Annotated in this window: 23 protein-coding genes and 1 tRNA gene; 14 read left to right on the top strand and 10 right to left on the bottom strand. The window is 64.3% G+C overall.

What is annotated here, in order from left to right:
* Window positions 1-100: 100 nt before the first annotated feature.
* From AC1TQG_RS15095 to AC1TQG_RS15080, 4 genes are all read left to right on the top strand, one after another.
* Complete coding sequence (locus AC1TQG_RS15095; protein WP_482138153.1) at window positions 101-1639, top strand: phospholipase C; 1539 nt, start codon at window positions 101-103, stop codon at window positions 1637-1639.
* A 57-nt stretch (window positions 1640-1696) separates the two neighbouring features.
* Window positions 1697-2590 (top strand): oxidoreductase, encoded by an 894-nt coding sequence (locus AC1TQG_RS15090; protein ID WP_482138151.1) that lies wholly within the window; start codon window positions 1697-1699, stop codon window positions 2588-2590.
* Window positions 2587-3111 carry an N-acetyltransferase family protein gene (locus tag AC1TQG_RS15085; RefSeq protein WP_482138150.1) on the top strand — a complete coding sequence of 175 codons (525 nt, stop codon included), beginning with the start codon at window positions 2587-2589 and terminating at the stop codon, window positions 3109-3111. Before AC1TQG_RS15090 ends, AC1TQG_RS15085 begins: the two co-directional genes overlap by 4 nt.
* 69 nt (window positions 3112-3180) lie before the next feature.
* Complete coding sequence (locus AC1TQG_RS15080) at window positions 3181-3948, top strand: dioxygenase family protein (RefSeq protein ID WP_482138767.1); 768 nt, start codon at window positions 3181-3183, stop codon at window positions 3946-3948.
* An 11-nt stretch (window positions 3949-3959) separates the two neighbouring features.
* Here the strand turns inward: AC1TQG_RS15080 and AC1TQG_RS15075 are convergent, their stop codons facing one another.
* A complete protein-coding gene (locus AC1TQG_RS15075) occupies window positions 3960-4631 on the bottom strand; it encodes a TetR/AcrR family transcriptional regulator (RefSeq protein ID WP_482138148.1) in 672 nt (223 codons plus the stop codon).
* Window positions 4632-4750: 119 nt separating this feature from the next.
* Here AC1TQG_RS15075 and AC1TQG_RS15070 point away from each other — a divergent pair, with 119 nt between their 5' ends.
* Complete coding sequence (locus AC1TQG_RS15070) at window positions 4751-4975, top strand: hypothetical protein (RefSeq protein WP_482138147.1); 225 nt, start codon at window positions 4751-4753, stop codon at window positions 4973-4975.
* A 19-nt stretch (window positions 4976-4994) separates the two neighbouring features.
* Here the strand turns inward: AC1TQG_RS15070 and AC1TQG_RS15065 are convergent.
* Window positions 4995-5066: transfer RNA gene (locus AC1TQG_RS15065), tRNA-Gln, on the bottom strand.
* Between the two features lie 156 nt (window positions 5067-5222).
* Window positions 5223-5978 carry a 3-oxoacyl-ACP reductase FabG gene (fabG, locus tag AC1TQG_RS15060; protein ID WP_482138146.1) on the bottom strand — a complete coding sequence of 252 codons (756 nt, stop codon included), beginning with the start codon at window positions 5976-5978 and terminating at the stop codon, window positions 5223-5225.
* A gap of 156 nt (window positions 5979-6134) precedes the next feature.
* Between fabG and glmU the strand changes: the two genes are divergently transcribed.
* Genes glmU through arsC form a run of 3 tightly spaced genes read left to right on the top strand, consistent with a single transcriptional unit; the run spans window position 6135 to window position 8969 of the window.
* The gene (glmU, locus tag AC1TQG_RS15055; RefSeq protein WP_482138144.1) at window positions 6135-7637 is read left to right on the top strand and encodes a bifunctional UDP-N-acetylglucosamine diphosphorylase/glucosamine-1-phosphate N-acetyltransferase GlmU; all 1503 of its coding nucleotides are present in this window, start codon (window positions 6135-6137) and stop codon (window positions 7635-7637) included.
* On the top strand, window positions 7634-8614 hold the full coding sequence (locus AC1TQG_RS15050) for a ribose-phosphate diphosphokinase (RefSeq protein ID WP_482138143.1): 981 nt from the start codon (window positions 7634-7636) through the stop codon (window positions 8612-8614). The genes glmU and AC1TQG_RS15050 overlap by 4 nt, the downstream gene beginning before the upstream one ends.
* A 13-nt stretch (window positions 8615-8627) precedes the next feature.
* Complete coding sequence (gene arsC, locus AC1TQG_RS15045) at window positions 8628-8969, top strand: arsenate reductase (glutaredoxin) (protein ID WP_482138141.1); 342 nt, start codon at window positions 8628-8630, stop codon at window positions 8967-8969.
* 83 nt (window positions 8970-9052) lie between these two features.
* On the opposite strand, the gene AC1TQG_RS15040 is transcribed toward arsC, so the two are convergent.
* On the bottom strand, window positions 9053-9535 hold the full coding sequence (locus tag AC1TQG_RS15040; protein ID WP_482138140.1) for a limonene-1,2-epoxide hydrolase family protein: 483 nt from the start codon (window positions 9533-9535) through the stop codon (window positions 9053-9055).
* A gap of 228 nt (window positions 9536-9763) precedes the next feature.
* On the opposite strand from AC1TQG_RS15040, the gene AC1TQG_RS15035 reads away from it, so the two are divergent.
* Complete coding sequence (locus AC1TQG_RS15035) at window positions 9764-10387, top strand: 50S ribosomal protein L25/general stress protein Ctc (RefSeq protein WP_482138138.1); 624 nt, start codon at window positions 9764-9766, stop codon at window positions 10385-10387.
* A 3-nt stretch (window positions 10388-10390) separates the two neighbouring features.
* Here the strand turns inward: AC1TQG_RS15035 and AC1TQG_RS15030 are convergent, their stop codons facing one another.
* Window positions 10391-11488 carry a DMT family transporter gene (locus tag AC1TQG_RS15030; protein WP_482138137.1) on the bottom strand — a complete coding sequence of 366 codons (1098 nt, stop codon included), beginning with the start codon at window positions 11486-11488 and terminating at the stop codon, window positions 10391-10393.
* Between the two features lie 80 nt (window positions 11489-11568).
* Here AC1TQG_RS15030 and AC1TQG_RS15025 point away from each other — a divergent pair, with 80 nt between their 5' ends.
* From AC1TQG_RS15025 to AC1TQG_RS15005, 5 genes are all read left to right on the top strand, one after another.
* Complete coding sequence (locus AC1TQG_RS15025) at window positions 11569-12174, top strand: TetR/AcrR family transcriptional regulator (RefSeq protein WP_482138135.1); 606 nt, start codon at window positions 11569-11571, stop codon at window positions 12172-12174.
* Window positions 12171-12746, top strand: coding sequence for an aminoacyl-tRNA hydrolase (pth, locus tag AC1TQG_RS15020; RefSeq protein ID WP_482138133.1), 576 nt, complete (start codon window positions 12171-12173; stop codon window positions 12744-12746). The genes AC1TQG_RS15025 and pth overlap by 4 nt, the downstream gene beginning before the upstream one ends.
* A 98-nt stretch (window positions 12747-12844) precedes the next feature.
* On the top strand, window positions 12845-13861 hold the full coding sequence (locus AC1TQG_RS15015) for a beta-ketoacyl-ACP synthase III (protein WP_482138132.1): 1017 nt from the start codon (window positions 12845-12847) through the stop codon (window positions 13859-13861).
* A 161-nt stretch (window positions 13862-14022) separates the two neighbouring features.
* A complete protein-coding gene (locus AC1TQG_RS15010; protein ID WP_482138765.1) occupies window positions 14023-15615 on the top strand; it encodes a peptide chain release factor 3 in 1593 nt (530 codons plus the stop codon).
* On the top strand, window positions 15615-16256 hold the full coding sequence (locus tag AC1TQG_RS15005; protein WP_482138130.1) for a hypothetical protein: 642 nt from the start codon (window positions 15615-15617) through the stop codon (window positions 16254-16256). The genes AC1TQG_RS15010 and AC1TQG_RS15005 overlap by 1 nt, the downstream gene beginning before the upstream one ends.
* 29 nt (window positions 16257-16285) lie before the next feature.
* On the opposite strand, the gene AC1TQG_RS15000 is transcribed toward AC1TQG_RS15005, so the two are convergent.
* The 5 genes from AC1TQG_RS15000 to AC1TQG_RS14980 all read right to left on the bottom strand — a co-directional run bounded on the left by AC1TQG_RS15000 (window position 16286) and on the right by AC1TQG_RS14980 (window position 22443).
* Complete coding sequence (locus tag AC1TQG_RS15000) at window positions 16286-18337, bottom strand: neutral/alkaline ceramidase (protein ID WP_482138129.1); 2052 nt, start codon at window positions 18335-18337, stop codon at window positions 16286-16288.
* A gap of 10 nt (window positions 18338-18347) precedes the next feature.
* Entirely contained in the window at window positions 18348-19670 is a 1323-nt protein-coding gene (locus AC1TQG_RS14995) for a D-arabinono-1,4-lactone oxidase (RefSeq protein ID WP_482138128.1), read from the bottom strand.
* Window positions 19667-20911 (bottom strand): alanine racemase, encoded by a 1245-nt coding sequence (locus AC1TQG_RS14990; protein WP_482138763.1) that lies wholly within the window; start codon window positions 20909-20911, stop codon window positions 19667-19669. Before AC1TQG_RS14990 ends, AC1TQG_RS14995 begins: the two co-directional genes overlap by 4 nt.
* A gap of 44 nt (window positions 20912-20955) precedes the next feature.
* Window positions 20956-21594, bottom strand: a complete 639-nt coding sequence (locus AC1TQG_RS14985) for a TetR/AcrR family transcriptional regulator (protein WP_482138762.1) — start codon at window positions 21592-21594, stop codon at window positions 20956-20958.
* Between the two features lie 210 nt (window positions 21595-21804).
* Window positions 21805-22443 (bottom strand): transglycosylase SLT domain-containing protein, encoded by a 639-nt coding sequence (locus tag AC1TQG_RS14980; protein ID WP_482138127.1) that lies wholly within the window; start codon window positions 22441-22443, stop codon window positions 21805-21807.
* Window positions 22444-22893 lie beyond the last annotated feature (450 nt).

The raw sequence follows: 22893 nt of genomic DNA, 5'->3' as shown, positions 1-22893 counted from the left end.
CGGAACCAACGATGACCACGAGCACCCGATGTTCAGCTGAACGTCGCACACAACCGGTCGATCGCCCTTAGAGTGAGCGGGTTCCCAGAAGGAGATTCCGATGTCTACCAGCCCGTTCGCCGGCATGAACCGACGTGATTTCTTCGCCCGCGTCGCCGCGGTGGGCGGCGCCACCTTTCTCGCATCATGGGCCAACCCGATCATCGACCGCGCCTACGCGGCCGATCCCGGTGGAACCGGATCGCTGGACGACATCGAACACTTTGTCTTCTTCATGCAGGAGAACCGTTCGTTCGACCACTATTTCGGAACACTGCAGGGTGTCCGCGGCTTCGACGATCCGTCGGATGCCTGGAAGCAGCGTGGCTGGGCCCCCGGCGTCGGACCGACAAATACCGGCTACACGATGCCGTTCCGACTCGACACCAACAGCGGCGCGAGCCTGGACGGCGAGTGCATCAACGACCCGGACCATTCCTGGGCGGGCCTGCACGCGGCCTGGAACGGTGGACGCAACGACGGCTGGCTGCCCATGTCCATCAACTCGGTGGGCCCGGGAAACGCCCCCGCGTTGATGGGTCACTATTTGCGCGAAGACATCCCGGTCCATTTTCAGATGGCAGACGCCTTCACCATCTGCGACAACTATCACGCCTCGGTGATCGGCCCGACCGACCCGAACAGGCTCTATTGGTTGAGCGCGTCGATCGATCCGGACGGTACCCACGGCGGCCCGCTCCTGGAGACACCCACGCTGCTCCCGAAGTTCGTCTACTCGTGGCGGACGATGCCGGAGAACCTCGGTGAGGCCGGTGTCAGCTGGAAGATCTACAACAGCAAAGACTTCGGCCCCATCTCCTCGGTGTTGCTCGACGGCATGATGGGTTGTTTCACCCAGGCGGCCGATGTCGATTCCGAGCTCAACCGTCGCGGTATCCAGCCGTCCTATCCCGCAGACTTCGCCGCTGACGTCGCGGCGAACAGGCTGCCCTCCGTGTCGTGGGTGGTCCCCAACCTGCTCGAGTGCGAACATCCCGCGCTACCCGCCGCACTCGGTGCCGTGGGAATCGTGCAGGTACTCGACATCCTGACGTCCAACCCCGCGGTCTGGGAAAAGACCGCCCTGATCATCAGCTACGACGAGAACGGCGGCTTCTTCGATCACGTCACACCGCCGACCGCGCCCCCGGGCACTCCCGGCGAGTACGTCACCGTCCCCGACATCAATGCGGTCTCGTCGTCCGAGGGCATCCGCGGTCCGATCGGGCTCGGGTATCGCGTTCCGGGACTTGTCATCTCGCCGTACAGCCGTGGTGGCCTGGTGGCGTCGGAGACCTTTGACCACACCTCGCAACTACGCCTGCTCGAAACCCGGTTCGGTGTCGAGGTTCCCAACCTGACGCCGTGGCGCCGCAGCGTCACCGGCGACATGACCTCGGCATTCAACTTCGGTGCCAGGCCCGATCCGACCAAGCCCGCCTTGATGGACCCGATACCGCGGGTCCAGTTGGCGGCGGCACAGTGCGGCCCCAACGTGGCCGCCGGATTCATCAACCTGGGCGCGCCCTACCCGGTGCCGCCCAATCGCATGCCCACACAGGAACCGGGGTCGCGCCCGGCCCCGAGCGGGTTGGTGTGACCGGTTGATCATCGGAACGTTCGAACCGGCGCCCGGTCGGCCCATTATTGTGGCTGCATGAAGTCACGCTGGTCGGCAGCCAAACTACCGCACTTGGACGGCAAGCGAATCGTGGTCACCGGTGCGACAAACGGTCTGGGCTGGGAGACCGCACGGGGTCTGGCGCGTGTCGGCGCCCACGTGGTCCTTGCCGTTCGGGACATCGATCGCGGTAAGGAACGTGCCGCCGAGATCGCCGCCGACACCGCCGGTGCGCACGCCGAGGTCATCGAACTCGATGTGGCCGACCTGTCGTCGGTTCGGCGTTGTGCAGACGGTCTCGGTGACATCGACATCCTCGTCAACAACGCCGGCGTCATGGCGCGGGAACACGGTTTCACGGTCGACGGCTTCGAAACATCGTTCGGCACAAACTTTCTCGGCCCGTTTGCGTTGACCAACCTGCTCCTGCCACAGATCCGCGACCGGGTGGTGATCGTCGGCTCGAGCTCACACAAAACCGGGCAGATCCATCTCGACGATCCTCATTTCGAGCGACGCGCCTGGAGTCGTCCGGCGGCGTACGCGCAATCCAAACTCGCGGACATGCTCTGGGGACTCGAACTCGACCGCCGCCTGCGCAAGTCCGGGTCGCTGACGAGCACCGCCATCTCGCACCCGGGGTGGGCCACCACCGGGATCCTCGGCGTCACCGGATTGCGGGCGGTCGACAGTGTGATCGCAGGCGCGGGCAGGCTCCTGGCCAACACCCCGGCCGAAGGCGCCGCGATCACGCTGCGGGCGCTGACCCCGGACATCCCGTCGGGGTCATACGTCGGGCCGGATGGACCGTTCGGATTGCGCGGCGCCCCGGTGCTGGTCGGTCGATCCGCGGCGGCCTGCGACACCCGTACGGCGGGATTGCTCTGGGAACTTGCCGAGTTCGCAACCGACACGAGGTATCCCCTATGACGGTCACCCTGCGGCAGGCCACCGCACCCGACTGTGTCGACGTCGCTGCCATCTACAAGCACTACGTCGACCACACGGTCGTCACCTTCGATTACGTCGCACCGACCGCCGCCGAGTGGAAGATCAAGCGCGCCAACCTGATCTCCGAGCGCTTTCCTTTTCTGGTGGCCGAGAACGAGAACAACGTGGTGGTCGGGTTCGCGTACGTAGCCCACTACCGGCCCAAGCAGGCATACGCGTGGACCGTCGAGAACACCATCTACCTGAGCCCGGCGTATACCGGCAAGGGGTACGGGGCAACGTTGCTGACCGGACTTCTCGACGCGGTGAAAGACTCACCGGCCCATCGGATCGTGTCGGTGATCGCGGACATCCCAGGTTCGGGTTCGGTACCGCTGCACGCCAAAGCCGGGTTCTACGAAACCGGCCGCCTACTGCGGATCGGCTTCAAACACGGTTCCTGGGTGGACTGCATCGTGATGCAGTACGACGTCGTCGATTCGGATCAGCCTCCCGTCTGAACTGCCCGATCCCAGCCGGGGAACAAAACGGACCGTGGTCCGGTTGGTAGAATCATGTCCGTGACGCGTATGCCTTCCCTGTTCCTGAGCCATGGCGCTCCCCCGCTGGTGGACGATGCCCGCTGGGTCGGCGAGCTCGAACAGTGGTCGGCGGACCTGCCCACCCCCACCGCGATCCTGATGGTGTCGGCCCACTGGGAGTCTGCGCCACTGACCATCGGCGCCACCGATTCCACCGTGCCGCTGACCTACGACTTCGGCGGCTTCCCCGAGCACTACTACCGCGTGCGCTACGACGCCCCGGGCGCCGTCGACCTGGCCGCCCGGATCGAGGCGTTGATGCCCGACAAGCAGGCCGTCCGCCACGATCGGGGTCGACGCCTCGACCACGGCGCCTATGTTCCGCTGACTGTGATGTACCCGGAAGCGCAGATCCCGGTCTTGCAGATCTCCCTGCCGACCCTCGACCCCGAACAACTTCTCGACCTCGGACGCCGGCTCAAGCCGCTGCGCGACGAGGGCGTGCTGATCATCGGTTCCGGTTTCACCACCCACGGTCTGCAGTTTCTGCGCGACATGCGGCCGAACGCCACGCCGCCGACGTGGTCCAAAGAGTTCGATGCCTGGGCGGGTGAGCGTTTTGCCGCGGGCGATGTGGAGTCTTTGGTTCGATTCCGTGAGGTGGCACCGGGCATGCCGTATGCGCATCCGACCGTCGAACACTGGTCACCGTTGTTCGTCGCCCTCGGCGCCAGCGACAATCCCGAGCAGAAGGGCGAACAGGCCGTCGACGGGTTCTGGATGGGCCTGAGCAAGCGGAGCCTACAGCTGGCCTGAGGCGACAACGGTCACTTCGAGGGCGGGTCGTTCGGTGTGACCAGGTGCGGCTCGGCCTCCAGATTGACCAGGCCGTTCCAGCAGAGATTGACCAGATGCGCGGCAACGACCTCCTTGGAGGGCTCCCGCACACCGAGCCACCATTGAGCAGTGGACGTGACCATCCCGACCAGCGCCTGCGCATACAGGGGCGCCAGCGCCGGATCGCGGCCACCACGCTCGAAATCCTCACCCAGAATGTGCTCGACCTGGCTGATGGCGTCGTTCAGCAGACTCGAATACTTGCCGGAGTCGCCTGCCGTCGAAGGACCGCGCATCAGGATCTGAAAGCCGTCGGTGCGGTCTTCCATGTAGGTCAGCAGAGCCAGCGCCACCTGTTGCACGCGGTACCGCGACCGGTTCTTGCTGAGCGACGACGTGATCATCTCGAGGAGGGTCTCCATCTCGCGGTCGACAATCACCGCATACAGACCCTCTTTACCGCCGAAGTGTTCATACACAACAGGTTTGGAGACACCTGCGCGCTGCGCGATCTCCTCGACAGCTGTTGCCTCGAAGCCCCGTTCGGCGAACAGTCCCCTGGCGACCTCGATCAGCTGATGACGCCGTTGTGGACCCGTCATCCGCGCACGCGGTACCCGCTGGACCTGATCTGCCTTGCTGGTCGGGCGATCGACTGTCATCGTCGCCTTTCCCTCAAAAAAATGGACATCGAGTCCAACTATATGCGGACCCGTTTCAAATCAGTTAGATCCCGGCGCGGTCGGGCCTGCCTCGCCGACCGGACGGATAGATTCGTGCGATGGCATTTGGGCAGAACAAGAACGACAAGATTCGTACCGCTGCACGCGAAGCACGGCACAACAACGAAGTGGTCTTCACGCCAGAACTCGGCGGGAACGCGAAGAAGTGGGCCGAGCTGATCACAGCAATCGAGTCCGAGGGCTGGAAACTCGAACACTGGGCGGTGGGACCAACCGGAACGATCGCCTCGATCGAGGCCTACCCGCTGTTCCGCGCGCGGTAGTCGCCCGGTCAATACGTTGCTCCGCCACCAGGACTCGAACCTGGAATACCTGAACCAAAATCAGGAGTGTTGCCGATTACACCATGGCGGATTGCGCTCACGATTGTGCCATGAGACTCATCGGAACCCACAACCGGCTCGCGGCGCCCGACAAGTCCTCCCGCAAACGAGCCGGTAATACGAAGACGCTCCACATATTTGTGGAGCGTCTTCGCAAAGGTGGATCGTTTGCGGGAAGCAGGGTCGATCAGTCGCGGGGGCCGCCTGCGACGTAGATGACCTGGCCGGTGACAAAGCCGGCGCCTTCGCTCGCCAGGAACGACACGGTGTGCGCGATGTCCTCGGGCTGGCCGACCCGGGCAACCGGGATCTGGGATGCCGCTGCAGCCTTGTAGTCCTCGAACGGCACGCCGACACGCTCGGCGGTCGCCGCGGTCATCTCGGTCTCGATGAAACCCGGTCCGATGGCGTTGGCCGTCACACCGAACTTGCCGAGCTCGATCGAGAGGGTCTTGGTGAATCCCTGCATGCCCGCCTTGGCCGCGGAGTAGTTCGCCTGACCACGGTTACCGAGGGCCGACACACTCGACAGGTTGACGATCCGGCCGAACTTGGCCGCGACCATGTGCTGCTGCACGGCCCGGGACATCAGGAACGCGCCACGCAGGTGGACGTTCATCACCGAATCCCAGTCGTCGACCGACATCTTGAACAACATGTTGTCGCGGGTGATACCGGCGTTGTTGACGAGGATGGTCGGGGCGCCCAGCTCGCCGGCCACCTTCTCGACGGCAGCGGCAACGGCAGCCTCGTCGGCAACGTTGGCGCCGACGGCGATCGCTTTGCCACCGGCATCGGTGATCGCCTTGACGGTGTCACCGCAACTCGACTCGTCGAGATCCAGGACCGCCACGGCATATCCGTCGGCCGACAGACGTTTCGCAACCGCTGCACCGATCCCACGTGCCGCGCCGGTGACGATCGCTGTTCTCTGCTCGCTCACAACAACTCCCTTGTCGAAGAACTTCGGATAACGATCGCCAGGTGACCGGTCTACAACGGTCCAACGCCCTGCCGATGGTCCACCAGTTGTATCAAGCGCCCCCGAAAGGTGCGTAGGATCGGGCCGTTCCCCGCCTCCAACCGCCAAGGGAGTCCCATGTCCGTGGCACCTGAATCCGCGCGCTCGGCCCCCGGGCCAACCGCCGTCCTGGTCCTTGCCGCAGGCGCAGGCACCCGCATGAAGTCGGCAACCCCGAAGGTCCTGCACGCCATCGGTGGGCGCTCGCTGCTGTCCCACGCGCTGCACGCCGCATCCGGCATCGAACCTGATCACCTTGTTGTCGTGGTCGGCCACGATCGAGAGAAAGTCAGCGCCGCCTGCGATGAGATCGCCGCCACCCTCGGCCGCGACATCCCTACCGCGGTTCAAGAGCAGCAGAACGGCACCGGCGACGCCGTCCGGGCCGGTCTCGCGGCACTGCCCGCCGACTTCGACGGCACCGTGCTCGTCACCGCTGCCGACGTCCCACTCCTCGACGGCCCGACGCTGAGCGATCTCATCGAAGACCACACCAGCACCCCCGCCGCGTCAGTGACAGTTCTCACGTCGACCGCGCCCGATCCGACCGGATATGGGCGCGTTTTGCGTACCCAGGACGGAGCCGTCACGGCGATCGTCGAGCAGAAGGACGCAACCGAGCAGCAGCTCCGCATCACCGAGGTCAACTCCGGCGTCTATGCGTTCGACGCCACCACGTTGCGGAGCGCACTCGCTGAACTGTCCCCCGACAACGCGCAGCACGAGCTGTACCTGACCGACGTCATAGAGATCGCCAACCGGCATTCAAAGGTGGTGCGCGCCAAGCACATCGACGATGCCGCCCTCGTTGCCGGCTGCAACGACCGACTGCAGTTGGCAACACTCGGAGCCGAGCTGAACCGGCGAATCCTGGCGGGCCACATGCTCGGCGGTGTCACGATCATCGATCCGGCCACCACCTGGGTTGATGTCGACGTCACGATCGACGCCGACGTCACCATCGCACCCGGGACCCAGCTACTGGGGCAGACCACTGTTGCCACCGGCGCCGAGATCGGTCCCGACACCACCCTGGCCGACGTCACCGTGGGCGCGGGTGCGTCGATCATCCGGACCCACGGATCCGAGTCGACCATCGGCGCAAACACGCAGGTCGGACCTTTCGCATTCTTGCGTCCGGGTTCAGTTCTCGGTGAGGCAGGCAAGATCGGGACGTTCGTCGAGACGAAGAACGCGAAGATCGGTAAGGGCGCCAAGGTGCCGCATCTGACGTACGTCGGCGACGCGACCATCGGTGAGGGCACCAACATCGGCGCTTCGAGCGTTTTCGTGAACTACGACGGGGTGAACAAGAGCCATACCACAATTGGGGCACATTGCCGAACCGGTTCGGACACCATGTTTGTTGCACCCCTCAATGTCGGTGATGGCGTCTACACCGGAGCAGGTACCGTCTTGACGCAGGATGTGCCCCCCGGAGCCCTCGCGGTCTCCGGTGGGAAACAGAGGAATATCGACGGTTGGGTGCAGGCCAAGCGGCCTGGTACGCCATCGGCACAAGCTGCTGCCGATGCACTCTCCGCCACCGAGAACGTGCAACAAGAAAGTGACTCGCTGTGACCTGGACCACCACCCACAATCAGAAGAACCTCATGCTGTTCTCTGGTCGTGCACATCCCGAGCTGGCCCAAGCGGTCGCAAAAGAGCTCGACATCGAGGTGACCCCCCAAACCGCCCGCGATTTCGCCAATGGTGAGATCTTCGTGCGCTTCGAGGAGTCGGTGCGTGGCTCGGACGCTTTCGTGCTGCAGAGCTGCCCGTTCCCGCTCAACCAGCACCTGATGGAACAGCTGATCATGATCGACGCGCTCAAGCGCGGATCGGCCAAGCGCATCACCGCTGTCCTGCCGTTCTACCCCTACGCCCGCCAGGACAAGAAGCACCGTGGACGCGAGCCCATCTCCGCCCGACTGGTGGCCGACCTCCTGAAGACCGCAGGCGCCGACCGCATCATCACGGTCGATCTGCACACCGACCAGATCCAGGGCTTCTTCGACGGACCCGTCGACCACATGCACGCCCAGGGCCAGCTGTCCGAGTACGTCAAGGGCAAGTACGGCACCGCCAACATCACCATCGTCTCGCCGGACTCCGGCCGCGTGCGCGTTGCCGAGAAGTGGGCCGACTCGTTTGACGGCGCACCGTTGGCGTTCATCCACAAGACCCGCGATCCGCTGGTGCCGAACCAGGTGAAGTCGAATCGGGTTGTCGGTGACGTCGCCGGCCGCACCTGCGTGCTGATTGACGACATGATCGACACCGGCGGCACCATCGCAGGCGCGGTGCAGGTCCTGCGGGATGCCGGCGCAGGCGACGTCGTCATCGCCACCACCCACGGCGTCTTCTCGGATCCGGCAGCCGAGCGGCTGGCCAACTGTGGCGCCCGCGAGGTCATCGCCACCGACACCCTGCCGATCGGGCCGGAGAAGCGGTTCGACAACCTCACCGTGCTCTCCATCGCACCGCTGCTTGGCCGTACAATCCGCGAGGTCTTCGAAAACGGATCGGTGACAAGTCTTTTCAACGGAAGCGCATAGGAGTACAGACGCGATGGCGGCTACGATCTATCACAATCCCAAATGTTCGACGTCACGAAAGACGTTGCAGCACTTGCGTGATGCCGGGGTTGAACCAACCATCGTGAAGTACCTCGAGGAGCCGCCGACGCGGGCCGAACTTGAGAAGATGATCTCCGACGCCGGTATCGAGGTCTCCGCAGCGGTGCGCAAGCGCGAGTCGCTGTACAAAGAACTCGACCTCGCCGACGCCACCGACGATCAGCTTCTCGATGCCATGGCCGCCAACCCGATCCTGATCGAGCGGCCGTTTGTGGTGACCGACAAGGGCACCCGGTTGGCCCGCCCGGTCGAATCGGTCGACGAGATTCTCTAGTCGCACAAAAGCACACCGTCCAGTCATAAGCACACGTTGCAACGTGTGTTTTTGACTGGACGGTGTGCTTTTATCTGTGCAGCCTAGGGCTGCACCGGCTTCGGCAGCGGCTTCTGGATCCGCGGAAACGCGATCGCCACCAGCCCGCGCACTGATGCCTTGATGAAGTCGACAAGGTCGAAGTAGTCACGCCACACCGTGATCAGACCGTCTTCGACCTCAAATCGGCCGCAGACCCAGAACTGCATCCGGAGTTTGCCCAACGCGATTTCGTCGACCCGCTCGGTGATCACAACCGGTCCGTTGGCCGTGATGTTGACCCACTTCACGCTGAAACCCATGCGCGTTTTGTTCATCGCCTGAAAAAGTTTGGCCAGTCGCTTCTTGCCGCGCATGAAGCTGTAACCGACATTCGCGTATTCGATGTCCGGATCGACCAATGCCAACGCCGCCACGTGGTCGCCCAGCGCGAGCGCGTCGAGAAAATTCCGGGCCGTGTCGGACGGCGTCGTTGCCACCGGAACGCTCCCCGCCTGCGTGATCTCTGATTCTGTGTTCCCCGTCATGCCGCCCGAGACTACGCCAACGGCCTCGTTGGCGCCGGGAAACCGCAGGTAGATCACGCGAAGTGGGATTCCGGGGCAGCTACCGGTATAGTTTGCGCCGTTGTCTCGGCGAGGGTGATCCATGGTCACCGTAATCGGCGCGGCGTAGTTCTCCCTCCAGGGTGCACTGTGGCTGTCATCGATTTTCTTGTCGGGCCCGAATCCACCACCCGATCGAGGAGTCATCTCATGGCAACCGCCAATACCGCCAGCAAGCTCTCTGTCACCCTCCGCACCGAAAAGGGCAAGGGCGCCGCTCGTCGCGCACGTCGCGCCGGCAACGTCCCCGCCGTTCTGTACGGCCACGGCACCGACCCCAAGCACCTGACCGTCCCGGCCCGCGACTTCGCAGCCATCCTGCGTAACAACGGCCTCAACGCCATCATCGAACTCGACATCGAGGGCGAGCTGCAGTTGGCTCTGCCCAAGCAGGTCGACGTTCACCCGATCCGCAACTACATCGAGCACACCGACTTCGTCGTCATCCGCAAGGGCGAGAAGGTCACGGTCGAGGTCTCCATCCTGGTCGAGGGCGACCCCACCCCCGGCAGCCTGGTCACCAACGATGCCAGCAGCATCGAGATCGAGGCCGACGCACTGTCGATCCCCGAGCACCTCGTCATCTCGGTCGAGGGCCTGAGCGGCGGCAGCACCATCACCGCCGGTGACATCGAACTGCCCGAGGGTGTCACCCTGGTCTCCGATCCCGAGACGCTGATCGTTGCCGTCAACGAGGCACAGACCGCCGACACCACGACGGATGCCGAGGATGCCGCTGAAGCAGCCGCCGACGCAGCCCCCGCCGCCGAGTAGGGATCACTCCCGCCAGGTCTGCGACAGCTCCGGCTCCGTCTGCAACTTCTCCGGCCCGCACACTTCGGTGTTGCGGGCCGGAGTTTTTTCTCCTGCCTGCTTCTTGCCGGATGCCTTCTCGCCCGATGTGAGAAGCAGTTTGATCGCCACCCCGACCGCGCTGACCACCACTCCGACGATCTCCCATCGCCCGAGCGCCTCACCGAACATCGGCCAGGCGATCAACATCGTCGCGGGCGGAACCAGCAAGAGCAGGGTGCTCGAGAGCACCGGGCCTGCCTCGCGGTTCACCCAGAAGTAGGCACCCCAACCGCCGAACGTCGACAATGCAACAACCCAGACCACCGACCCGGCGAACTCGATGGTGACAGGCGGAATCATGTCGCCCACAACCACATTCACGGACCAGAACAAAACCGCGCCAACCGTGCACTGAACGGCCAGCGCCACCGCCATCGGCTCCGGCGCGTTCAGTATTCGTTGCGCCAGAGTGCCACCGGTCAACGCCAACATCCCCAAAGCGCAAAGCAGAAATGCCCACCACGGCGCGCCGCCGGTGTTCAGCTTTCCGCCGACGACCAAGCCGACACCGACTATGCCGAGCGCAAGACCGCACCATTCCCGCCGCCCGATCCGCACCCCGAGAAGCGGGAAGGCACAGGCCGCGACCACCAGCGGTTGCAGCGAACAGATCAGGGCGGTGATCCCGGCACTGAGCCCGGCCTGGACGGCGGCGCCGATCGCACTGAGATACATCCCCTGCATCACCACACCCAGCGCAGCCTGCCGGGCCAACCCCCGTCGAGTCACCGTCCATTGGTCGAGCTCCGCTGCGCTACGTCTCCGCGAAAGGTCGAGCTCCGCTGCGCTACGTCTCCGCACGGGGTCGAGCTCCGCTGCGCTACGTCTCCGCACGCAGTCGAGCTCCGCTGCGCTACGTCTCCGCCACTCTCGGAACACGCAGAACCCGATCAGCAGCACCGCGGCGAGTACGAAACGGCAGGCGAGCAACATATGCCACGACGAATACCTGGCGCCGAGTTCGGCGCCGAGGTATCCAGAGCTCCACATGAGCACCAGCAGGATGGATGCTTTGACCATGCGGTCAGGTAAACACACCGGTCGGTATACTTGCAGTGGATATGTGAGCTACATCTCTGCCCGACGTTCGGAGGAACCCGATGACCACTGTCGCCGCACTGCAACTGCCGAGCGAGGCGCCGATGACACCGGCCGCCGACCGCATCCTGACCGCCGCCGGGACCCTGTTCTACAGCCGCGGAATCCACGCGGTGGGCGTCGAATCGATCGCGGAGGCAGCCGGGACCACCAAGAAGACGATCTACGACCGGTTCGGGTCCAAAGACGGACTGATCGTGGCGTATCTGCGTCGCCGGAGCCTGCGCTGGCGGTCCCTGGTGCTCGATGTCATCGCCGAACATTCCCCCGGGCGCGACCAGGCACTCGCGGTGTTCGACGCCACCGACCAATGGATGGGCACCTGGACCCGCGGCTGCGGTTTCATCAACGCATACGCCGAACTCGGCGGCACCGAGCATCCCGGCGTCGCGGTGATCGTCGAGGAGAAGACCTGGGTGCGTGATCTATTCGAATACATCTGCACTGCAGGCGGATACGCCGAGCCATATGTCCTCGCCGGACAACTCACACTGCTCCATGAGGGCAGCATCGTCTCCCGGACCGCTGGGGCCCAGAGTGATGCCTGCGCGCTCGCACGCCGGACCGCCGAGGTCCTTCTGACACCGGATGACAGAATGGCCCGGTGACAGATCCCATCGTGATTGTCGGTCTGGGCAATCCCGGCAGCCGCTATGAGAAGACGCGCCACAATGTGGGCGCGATGGCCATCGACCATCTGGCGGGCAAGCTCGGCGAGAAGTTCAAGGTCCACAAGAAGTCCGGTACCGCCGTGGCCGTGGGCCGTCTGGCCGGAAAACAGGTCGTCCTGGCCAAGCCCACCTGCTTTATGAACGAGTCCGGTCGCCAGGTCGGGCCGCTGGCAGCCTTCTATTCGGCCCCACCACAATCGCTGATCGTGGTGCACGACGAACTCGACATCGACTTCGGTGCGGTCCGCCTCAAACGTGGTGGCGGCGAGGGTGGCCACAACGGTCTGCGGTCGATCTCGCAGGTCCTGGGAACCAAGGATTACCTGCGGGTGCGTCTGGGTGTCGGTCGTCCGCCGGGCAGGCAGGATCCCGCCGACTTTGTTCTCAAACCCTTCTCCAGCACCGAACGGGCCGAAGTGCCCCTCCTGCTGGAAAATGCCGCCGACGCGATCGAGTTGCTGATTGAGTACAGCCTGGAAGACGCACAGAACCGCGTCCATGCCTGGTGAGGCGACCTCCGTCGTCGCCCTGAAATTGAACTAGCCTGTTACGAGCACCACCTGCAGGCCGATACACAGATCAAGCCCGCACTGAGAAGAGGAATCGAATGCCAGTCATCGCTGACCAAACCGGAATCAACAACGTCGGGATTCTCGGTATCGGCGCCTATCGACCTGATCGTGTGGTCACCAACGAGGAGATCTGCGAGCACATCGATTCCAGCGATGAGTGGATCTACACCCGCACCGGTATCAAGTCCCGGCGGTTCTGCGCGCCCGGCGAGTCAGCCACCACGATGGCCATCGACTCTGGCCGCAAGGCCATCGCCAACGCGTTGCTCAGCGGGTCGGACATCGACGCGGTGATCGTGGCCACCAACACGCACCTGCTGCTGACCCCGGGCGCGGCCACCGCCGTCGCCACCGCTCTGGGCGCCAACGGCGTCCCGGCCTTCGACGTGACCGTCGGTTGTGCGGGCTTCGGGTACGCCATGGGCATCGGCGCCGACATGATCCGTGCCGGTAGTGCCACGAGTGTTCTCGTCATCGGGTCGGAACAACTCTCGGTCGCCCTCGACATGACCGACCGCGGCAACTGCTTCATCTTCGGCGATGGTGCCGGTGCCGTTGTCCTCGGTGCCACCAAAGAACAGGGCGTCGGCCCGGTGATCTGGGGCAGCGACGGTTCGCAGTACGACGCCATCCGCCAGGACATCGACTGGCTGACCTTCCTCGAAGGCGACCGCGTGCAGCGCCCGTACCTGCGCATGGAGGGCACCAGCGTCTTCCGCTGGGCCGCATTCGAAATGGGCAAGGTCGCTCAGCGCGCCCTCGAGGCCGCGAAAGTCGACGCGCAGGAACTCGACGTGTTCGTCCCGCACCAGGCCAACTCCCGGATCAACGACCTGCTCGCCCGCGGCCTCAAACTGCGCGAAGGCGCTGTGGTCGCCAACGACATCGAGCACACCGGTAACACCTCGGCCGCCTCGATTCCGCTGGCGATGGAAGATCTGCTGTCCACCGGCAAGGCGAAGCCCGGCGACACCGCACTGCTCCTCGGTTACGGCGCAGGCCTGAGCTACGCCGCCCAGGTGGTCAAACTCCCGCCCGTCCCCTTCGAATAACCGCGAATGCCTCGTCGACCGCGGAGTCTTTCAGCGCGGTCGACGAGGGGTTTGCCGGATGTGGCGATTGGTCCTGCATAGGGCGAGGTCTGTAGCCTTTCCTCGTGAGTTCTGAAGTCAGCACGTCGTCCGGTACCGGTTCTGCACCCAGTCGCGCCGCAGTGACCCGCGAGGTGGCGCGGCGCCGCACTTTCGCGATCATCTCCCACCCCGACGCCGGTAAGTCGACGATGACCGAGGCGTTGGCGCTGCATGCCCGGATGATCAGCGAGGCCGGTGCCATACATGGCAAGGCCGGCCGCCGTTCCACCGTCTCCGACTGGATGGAGATGGAAAAGCAGCGTGGCATCTCGGTCAGTTCGACGGCACTGCAATTCAACTATCGCCTCGAAGGTGCCGACGTCGACGAGGTCAACGTCATCAACCTGGTCGACACCCCCGGTCACGCCGACTTCTCCGAGGACACCTACCGCGTACTGACCGCCGTCGACGCCGCGGTCATGTTGATCGACGCCGCCAAGGGCCTCGAGCCGCAGACCCTCAAACTGTTCCAGGTCTGTCGCCACCGTGGCATCCCCATCATCACGATCATCAACAAGTGGGACCGCCCGGGCCAGACGCCACTCGAACTCATCGACGAGATCACCGAGCGCATCGGCCTGACTCCCACACCCCTGTATTTCCCGGTGGGTATCGCCGGAGATTTCCGCGGCCTGCTCGATCGGCGCACCGGCGAGTACATCCATTTCACCCGGACCGCAGGCGGCGCCACCATCGCCCCCGAGGAGCTTCTGGATGCCGACGCCGCGCTGGCCAAAGAGGGCGACGAATGGACCACCGCCGTCGAGGAGAGCGAACTGCTCACCGCGATGGGTCAGGACCATGACCAGGAACTGTTCCTGGCCGGACAGACCTCACCGATGATCTTTGCCTCCGCGATGCTCAACTTCGGTGTGCGACAGCTACTTCAGACCCTGGTCGAGCTCGCTCCCCCACCCGAGGGCCGGGCCGCGATCGACGGCACCGTCCGCGAGGTCACCGATCCGTTCAGTTCCGTCGTCTTCAAAGTGCAGGCCGGCATGGACTCGTCGCACCGAGATCGCCTGGCCTACATGCGAATTGTGTCCGGCGTGTTCGAACGCGGGATGGTTGTCACCCACGCGCAGACCGGCAAACCCTTTGCCACCAAGTACGCCCAGGCCGTGTTCGGCCGCGACCGCTCGACGGTCGACACCGCATACCCGGGTGATGTGGTCGGATTGGTCAACGCGATGGCGCTGGCACCCGGCGACACGCTGTACACCGACGTCAAGGTGCAGTTCCCGCCGATCCCGTCGTTCGCTCCCGAACATTTCTCGGTGTGCCGGGCCGAGTCGGCAGGCAAGTACAAGCAGTTCCGCAAGGCGATCGACCAGCTCGACTCCGAAGGTGTGGTCCAGGTGCTGCGCAACGAGATTCGTGGCGACGCGGCTCCGGTACTCGCGGCCGTCGGACCCATGCAGTTCGAGGTCGTCGCTGCCCGGATGAAGACCGAGTTCGGTATCGAGGCACGCTTCGAGCCACTGCCGTACACGCTGGCCCGCCGCACCGACGAGACCAGCGTCGACGAACTGAACCGCCAGCGCGGCCTCGAGGTGTTCACCCGTAGCGATGGTGCCCTGCTCGCTCTGGTCAGCGACAAGTGGCGTTTGCAGTACATCGAGAAAGAGCACGCCAACCTCACCCTGGAACCGTTGGTGGCGGCGGCAGACTGATGCGACGGTCGGCTTCCATCCTGGCCGCCTGCATCGTCACCGCCGCGACGATCCTGGCCGGCTGCAGCGACGGGTCCAAACCCTCCGACGCCACCGCGACGTCGTCATCGACCACCTCGGTGATCGCGTCGTCACCTGCCAACGCCGAAGTGGCGCCTGCCCGATGTCAGGAGACGTCTCCAAGCGGGGCTGTCGATCACACGCTGGAGGGCTTTGCCTTCGATTCGGGCTCGGCCACGGTGTCACTGACGGTGCCGGGGCACAGCGCCCGCTGCTACGGCTTCCCGCGGTGGGGCAACGCTGATCCGGCTGTCCCCATCGACAGTCTGCTGTTCCTTTTCAAGGGCCCGGGTTCGGACGGCGTGACCATCGACATGCTCGTCGGCAACCTCACCCAGCGCACCAAGGTCGTCGCCAAGGTGGCGGTGGCGATCGACGGAACCACCTACCAGAGCGACAACTGTTCGATGGACCTCACCGCGCTGTCTAGTGCCGGTGTCGCAGGCTCGTTCTCCTGCCCCACCGTCACCGCGGTGTTCGGCAATCCCCTTGCCCCACTCGATGACCCAGAACCCGAACCGTCTTCGTCGGCACCCCTGCCCACCGCCGCGGTCTCGGGATGGTTCTCCGTCGAACCGTAGAGTTACCGAACCCGGAAAGCCGTTACGACTCAGGCTCTGACGTCGAACGCGGTGGATGTACCCGTGAAGCCATGGGTCTTTCCGGCGCCGGTGCGATGATCGCCGTAGTACCGGATCCGGTACCGCCCCGACGTTCCCGCATCGGTGTTCCACAAGATGGTGATCACCGAGGCATCCAGACTTCCCGGTGGCCGCGACCAACGTAGTTCCGTCGACCACGCGTTGTCGTCAAGTGTTCGTTGCCACTGACCCTCGCCCCACTCTTCCACCGCCAGATAGGTGTCGGTCCGGCGCAGGTTGTTGTTCGGATGCGCTCCGACAAACTCGACCGAGACCGTCTCACCCGCGCGGTATCCCGACTTCGGCGCTTTGAGCACGTCCCCGTATCTGTGGCCGGCCACGGGTGCATCCGGTGGAGGCGGCGGGACCAGGTCCGGCTGGAATCCCGACTTGTTCAGCGGCGCCGGTCCACTCGGCGGTCGCGTACCGGCGGCCAGCGCACCGGCCAGCTTGTCGAAACTCTGCATGTATGCCGACAACGTCCACCGGCCGAACTGTGTTTCACCACCTTCATACTGTTGCGCCACATACTCTTCGGGTGTTGTCACGTATTGGCTGTAACCGTTGGCATAGCCCTGCAGCAGAACATTGTCGATCGAGACCCGCAGCGCACCGGCAACGATCTGCCGGACCCGCAGCCCCGAGACGATCGTGAACTCCGCGGGCGCCGCGGCCAGCACCAGATCACCGATTCGCATGATCTGGATCGGCATCACCTGCGGGATCCACGGCGAGGGCGGGAGCAACCCAAGGGGTGCAACGATCAGCTTGGGCGCCTGTACATCTCGAATCCACGGCGAGATCGGGGCGTCGAGGCCACCGACTGCCGCGACCAACGGATTGACCTGCCCCTCATAGAAGAACGGCAACGGTTGTTCGTAGTTGTCCTCGGTGCTCGTGGCCACCGCACCGGCACCCATCATCGCCGGCGAGGTACGGGCGGACTTGCCGTCCGGTGTGTACGAACCGTCGATGGCGACATCGGAGAAGTCGACGTACTGGATCACCGAATCGACACCCGTCCTGGTCATTCCGGATGCGGCCGCAGACGCCTGCCGTCCGGCTTGATACTGGCGTTCGCCGATGATCGCGCAGTTGGCCCGATTATCCTTGGTCGGACCCGACGGCGAAAACGGCACCAGATTCAGGTTGGGTGTCATGTCGCCGGCGTTGGTCTGGGGAAATGCTGCCACCACACCCGGATCAGCCAACTCCCATCGATGGCTGGCGTACCCCTTGTTGTCGACGGTGATCAACTTGTTGTGATCGGCCATCGACGTGCCATGGGTGGAGAACCACGTGATGACGCCGATGTCGTTGCCGCCCTGGGTGAGTCGGAGCACGGTGACTGCCGGGTCGATGGCACCGGGGAACAGCCGCTTGTCAGGGTCGGGGTTGAGGTCGAAAGCGGACCGGGAGCGCTGTGCGCTCGCGTTGTGGAGTTCGGCGCGACCCAGGCTGATCGTCCCCGGCGCCAACGAATCATGGGCTCGGCAGATCGAATCGTAGATACCGTCGACCTCGGCCTGGTACGAGTTCTTCTTGAATCCGAAAGCCGCGAGGGAGTAGGCATAGTCCCACGCCGTGCCGCCACACGAGTTGTGATTGTGGGTGGCATTGAGGTTGACGTTCGACGCGGTGTAGAGCGAACCGAACCGCGACTTCAGCTTCGCCAGTACACCGAAGTGGATCGATTCGAACAGGCACGCCGAATCCGCGGTGACAAAAACGACCCGGTTACCCGTCGCGTTGTCGACGATGATGTAAGCCCGTGCCCAGTACCGCATGTGCAGGCCTTCGGCGACCTGCGCCGGTTGCGAATAGCCCATCATCCCTTGCCCGGCCACGGCACCGGTCATGTCGGCGCGACCGGCACCCACCAGATATCCTCCTGCCGGATCGGCTCCGGCCACACCCCCACCGATCGCGCCGAACGTACCGCTCGCCCCCGCGACAACTGTGCCCGCGGCCATCGTGCCGAGCATCTGACGCCTCGACAGTTGTGGTCCAACACCGTTCATACATCCGCCCCTATTCGCTGTTGATCACCGTTCCGAACACCGACTCCAGATACGGGTTCACAAAGACTCCACCTGGGTCGAGTTCTTGTCGCACCGCCTGGAATTCATCAAATCTCGGATATACCGACCGGAGATATGCACTGCTCTGCGTGTGCATCTTTCCCCAATGCGGCCGACCGTCATGGGCGACCATGATCCGTTCGACGTCGTCGAAGTATTCGTCCTGCGGGTCACCGTGATAGCGGTGGACGGCGATGTAGCCGCTCTTGCGCCCGGACGCGCCGGACAGCATCAGATCGTCCGCGGCTGCCGCTCGGACCTCGACCGGGAAGCTGACCCGATAGCGGCGGGCGTCGATCAGCCGGCGAATCTCGCACAGTGCCTGCGGAACCCGTTCGAGCGGTATCGCGTATTCCATCTCCCGGAACCGGACGGTACGCGCTGAGACGAACACCTTTGTCGAGGTGTCGGTGTACGTGCGCGACGACAGGACGTTGCCTGCCAGTGAATTGAGTTTCGGCACCACCGCCGGGTACCTGGCGCCGAGCGCACACATGACCCGGAACAGCTGATTGCTGACCAGGTCGTCATCGATGTGGCGCCGCAGCTTTCCCGGACCTGATCGCGGGATATCGATCGGGACCCGGGTGTTGGCCTTGGTCAGGGCAAAGCCGGTATGCGGAAACCAGAAGAACTCATAGTGGTCATGTGTTTCGACGTTGCCGAGGAACGAATCGATGACCTTGTCCACCGACTCGGGTCGTTCGGTCGCCCGCAATGCAAACGCCGGAACGCACTGCAGCGTGATCTCGGTGATCACACCCAGCGCGCCGAGGCCCAGTGCTGCCGCCTGGAGTAGCCGGGGCTCATCGGAGCCCAGCGTGCGTACTTCGCCGGTGCCGGTCACCAGCGTCAACCCGACGATCTGGGTGCTGATCCCGCCGAATCCCAGTCCGGTTCCGTGCGTTCCGGTGGAGGTGGCCCCAGAGAGCGTCTGGGCGTCGACATCTCCGAGATTGGGCATGGCCAACCCGTGCGGCGCAAGCAGAGCCGGGATCTGCGCCAGTGTTGTCCCGGCCCGCAGCGTCACCTGCATCGCGTCGGCGTCCACGGCGACCAGGCCACGCATCGCCGACATGTCCACCTGAATGCCCGGTGCCATCGCGACCGCGCTGAAGCTGTGACCCGACCCGACCGGTTTGACCGTCGACCCGCTCGCGCGGGCCTGCGCAATCACCGCGACGATCTCCTCAGGACTGCAGGGCCGGACGACCCGTTCGGGAATCACCGATTCCGTACCGCCCCAATTGCGCCAGACCCGGGGGCCGCTCACAGAAACGCTTTCCCTTCGCCGCGATAACTCGGCAGTTCGCCGATGACCGCACCGTGGTCGACCACCAGAATCGTGTTCACGCGGTCACAGAGTTCACCGGATTTCGCGTGCCGCAACCACACCCGATCCCCTACTGACAACGCCTGCGCAGATTTGCCGCGTAGTGGCGTCTGAACCTCGCCTGCTGCCTCCTGGCTGAGGTAGCTCAGTCCCGGTGGCCATGTCGGCAGCGGAAGCCGATCGCCACCCGGCGGTCCCGACGCGATCCATCCGCCGCCGAGGCAGGTCACCACGCTGCGGGCCGGTATCCGGACCACTGCCAGACCGAACGCCATTGCCGGTGCCGGTTTGAAATGCGAATAGTTGTCGAAGAGGTGCCCACCGAAGAAACCGCTACCGGCGGCGATATCCGTCACCGAGGGATCGGCAGCGGTGGCTTCGATCGAGCCTGTGCCCCCGGCGTTCACGAACTCGAGATCGGCGATCTGACCGACCGCAGCGACCACTTCGCAGCGGCGGCCGATGAGCTCTTCCATCGAACGACGCTGGATATCGCTGATGAGGTTGTTGCGCAGTCGCCTTCCGTCGATCTCGTTGCCGACCCCGGCGACCTGCGCCTCATAGGACATCAACCCGACCAGTGTCATCCCGGCGCGGTTGACGATCTCGGTGGCCAGGCCGACCGCCTCGGCGACGGTTCGGACCGGGGATCTGCGCACGCCGATGTGACCGAGCAGCGGCGCTCTGTACGAGGCGTCGAGGTCGACGGCAATCCGAAGTGGCCCAGCAGTTCCGGGCACCCCCGACAGAGTTCGCGCCGATTCGATGAGGTCGAGCTGCGGGACCGAATCGACCAACAATGTGACCCGCTGCGCGGCAACCGGATCGGCTGCCAGGCGCGAGATCGCACGCCGGCTGCTACTGGGATATCCGACGAGAACATCACCGACATCACCGGCCGTTGCCAGCCAATGAGCTTCTGCCACATCGTAGGCCAGCACACCGGCAAATCCGTCCACTGCCAGGACCTGCTCGATGACCGATCTGATCCGCAACGATTTGGAGGCCACCCGGATCGGCACACCCCCGGCCCGGGACCGCAGATCGGCCAGGTTGTGCCGCAGTGCCGTCAGCTCCAGCACCGCAGTCGGGCCATCCGGGTCGCCGTAGTCCCGAACCGCCGCATCGATTGCACCCCAATATGATTCAGGGTCGGCCGCCCAGGGCCAATCGGGTCGCATCGTCGACGCGGCCAGATCCAGATCCGGCACACCCAGGTCGATACTCATGACGCAGGCGAATCTGCGAGGTGCCCAAGGAGTGAGGCCACGGTGGCATCGATGATGCGCTCGGCGACCTCACGGTCACCGGTGTTGAGATAGGCCAACGTCAAACCGTCGGTCGCCGCCACCACCAGCGGTGCCAGATACTCCGGATCGGTGGTCCAGGTGGCACCCATCGCGGCAGCCGCCGCCTCCAGCGACACCTGAGCGATTTCGTAGTACCGGGTGTACAGGCGGGTGGCGAAGTGCTCGAGGCCTTCGGTGCGGCGCGCGTACTGGGCGAGCGTGATCATCGCCGCCTCCCGACCCGGGTCGGAGACGACACTCTCCAGATACGACATCAAACCGGCCTTGATCAGCGCGCCGATATCGTCCGGGAGCTTCCATTCACCCGTGTCGAGCGCCGCCGATGTTTCCGGTGGCGCCAGCGGTGCGGTGACCGATGCCAGTTCGTCGGAGGTACCCCTGGCGACCAGCTCGGCCAGCAGTTCGTCCCGGGACTCGAAGGCGTAGTGGAAACTGGCCAGCGACATGCCCGCCTCAGCACTGATCCGGCGGGTGGTCGCCGCCTCCACACCATGATCGGCGATGACCCGGAACGCAGCGCGCACCAGCAGGTCCCGCCGCACCTCCACAGACATCCGTGCCACGCAGTCCCCCGCCTGCCTCATGTGGGTCAAACGACCCACTGTTTCGTGCGAGGGTAGGCGAATACGACCGAGCCCGCTACTGCGGAACCACAAACGCTCCACCTGTTCGAAGCCGCTCCACGTGCATGCGGAGCGTATTCGTACAGGCGGAGCGTTTGTGGTCGTCCACTGCTCAGACGGTCAGCCGACCGCCGGTCGGTCTCAGTAAGCGGAGTTGACGTTGTCCATCGAGCCGTACTTATGCGCTGCGTAGTTGCAGGCGGCGACGATGTTGGAGACCGGATCCCAGATGTCGTACGAGGTGCCTTCGACGTGGTAGGCCGCGTAGGTCGGGTCGATCACCTGAAGCAGGCCCTTGGACGGGATACCGGCTGCGGCATTCGAGTCGTACAGGTTGATGGCGGCCGGATTACCGGTCGACTCCCGCATGATGTTGCGCATGATCCCGTCATAGCTCGCCGGGATGTTGTTCGCGGCCAGGATGTCGAGTGACTGACGAATCCAGCCGTCGAGGTTGTTTTCGTAGACCGGGGCAGGCGGCGGCGGAGCCACTACCGGCTCGGGCGCGACTTCCTCGACGGCGGGCGCGGGTGCGGGTTCGGTTTCCACCGGCGCCGCGGGAGCCGGAGCTTCGGTCTCGGTCGACGGCTCGACTACAGCCGAGTGGGTGGCAGACTTCGTGACCGCGGCCGTATCGGCGTTGGCAGGCTCCTCCGTGATGAATGCCCCCGCAGTGAGCGTGGCGGCAATCGCCAGTGTGGCGGCGCCCCCGACGTAACGGGCGTGCGTATGCGATGCGCTGCTCCGGGCGTCCTGGAGCAACTTCGAGAAAACGGACATGTAACTGATTCCTAGATGTGATTCGGCCGACTGACGGCAGGCAGCAGACAACCTCGCCGGGCGCAGTGGTACTCCCGGCGATGTGGGGTCATCGCTGTCGATGGATTTGTGAAACTAGGGACGCTGCCGCCCCGGCGCATGCCACAACCGACCCGTTTGGCTCAGGGTCACGGCGAGAATCGCTTCGGCGGCCCGGGTGGCGGTATCAGCCCCCGATAACCGCAGCGAGACCGCAGATTGTGCATGCGGAAAGAATCTGCATGACTACCAACCTTCTCGTGCTGCAGACGTTGCATCTGCGTTACTGGTTGATAACAGATTGATATACAAACCCGAGAATGTCCACCACAAACTGACCTCGTGAGGCGCGCAAAGTACCTTTTGTTGGCGTCCAACTATTCAAAAATGCGGTGTGCGCTGCGAATTTGCCGCTCTACCCTACCGTGATCG

This window comes from Williamsia sp. Y844, from assembly GCF_056786475.1.
This window is presented reverse-complemented; position numbering and strand designations above follow the sequence as displayed.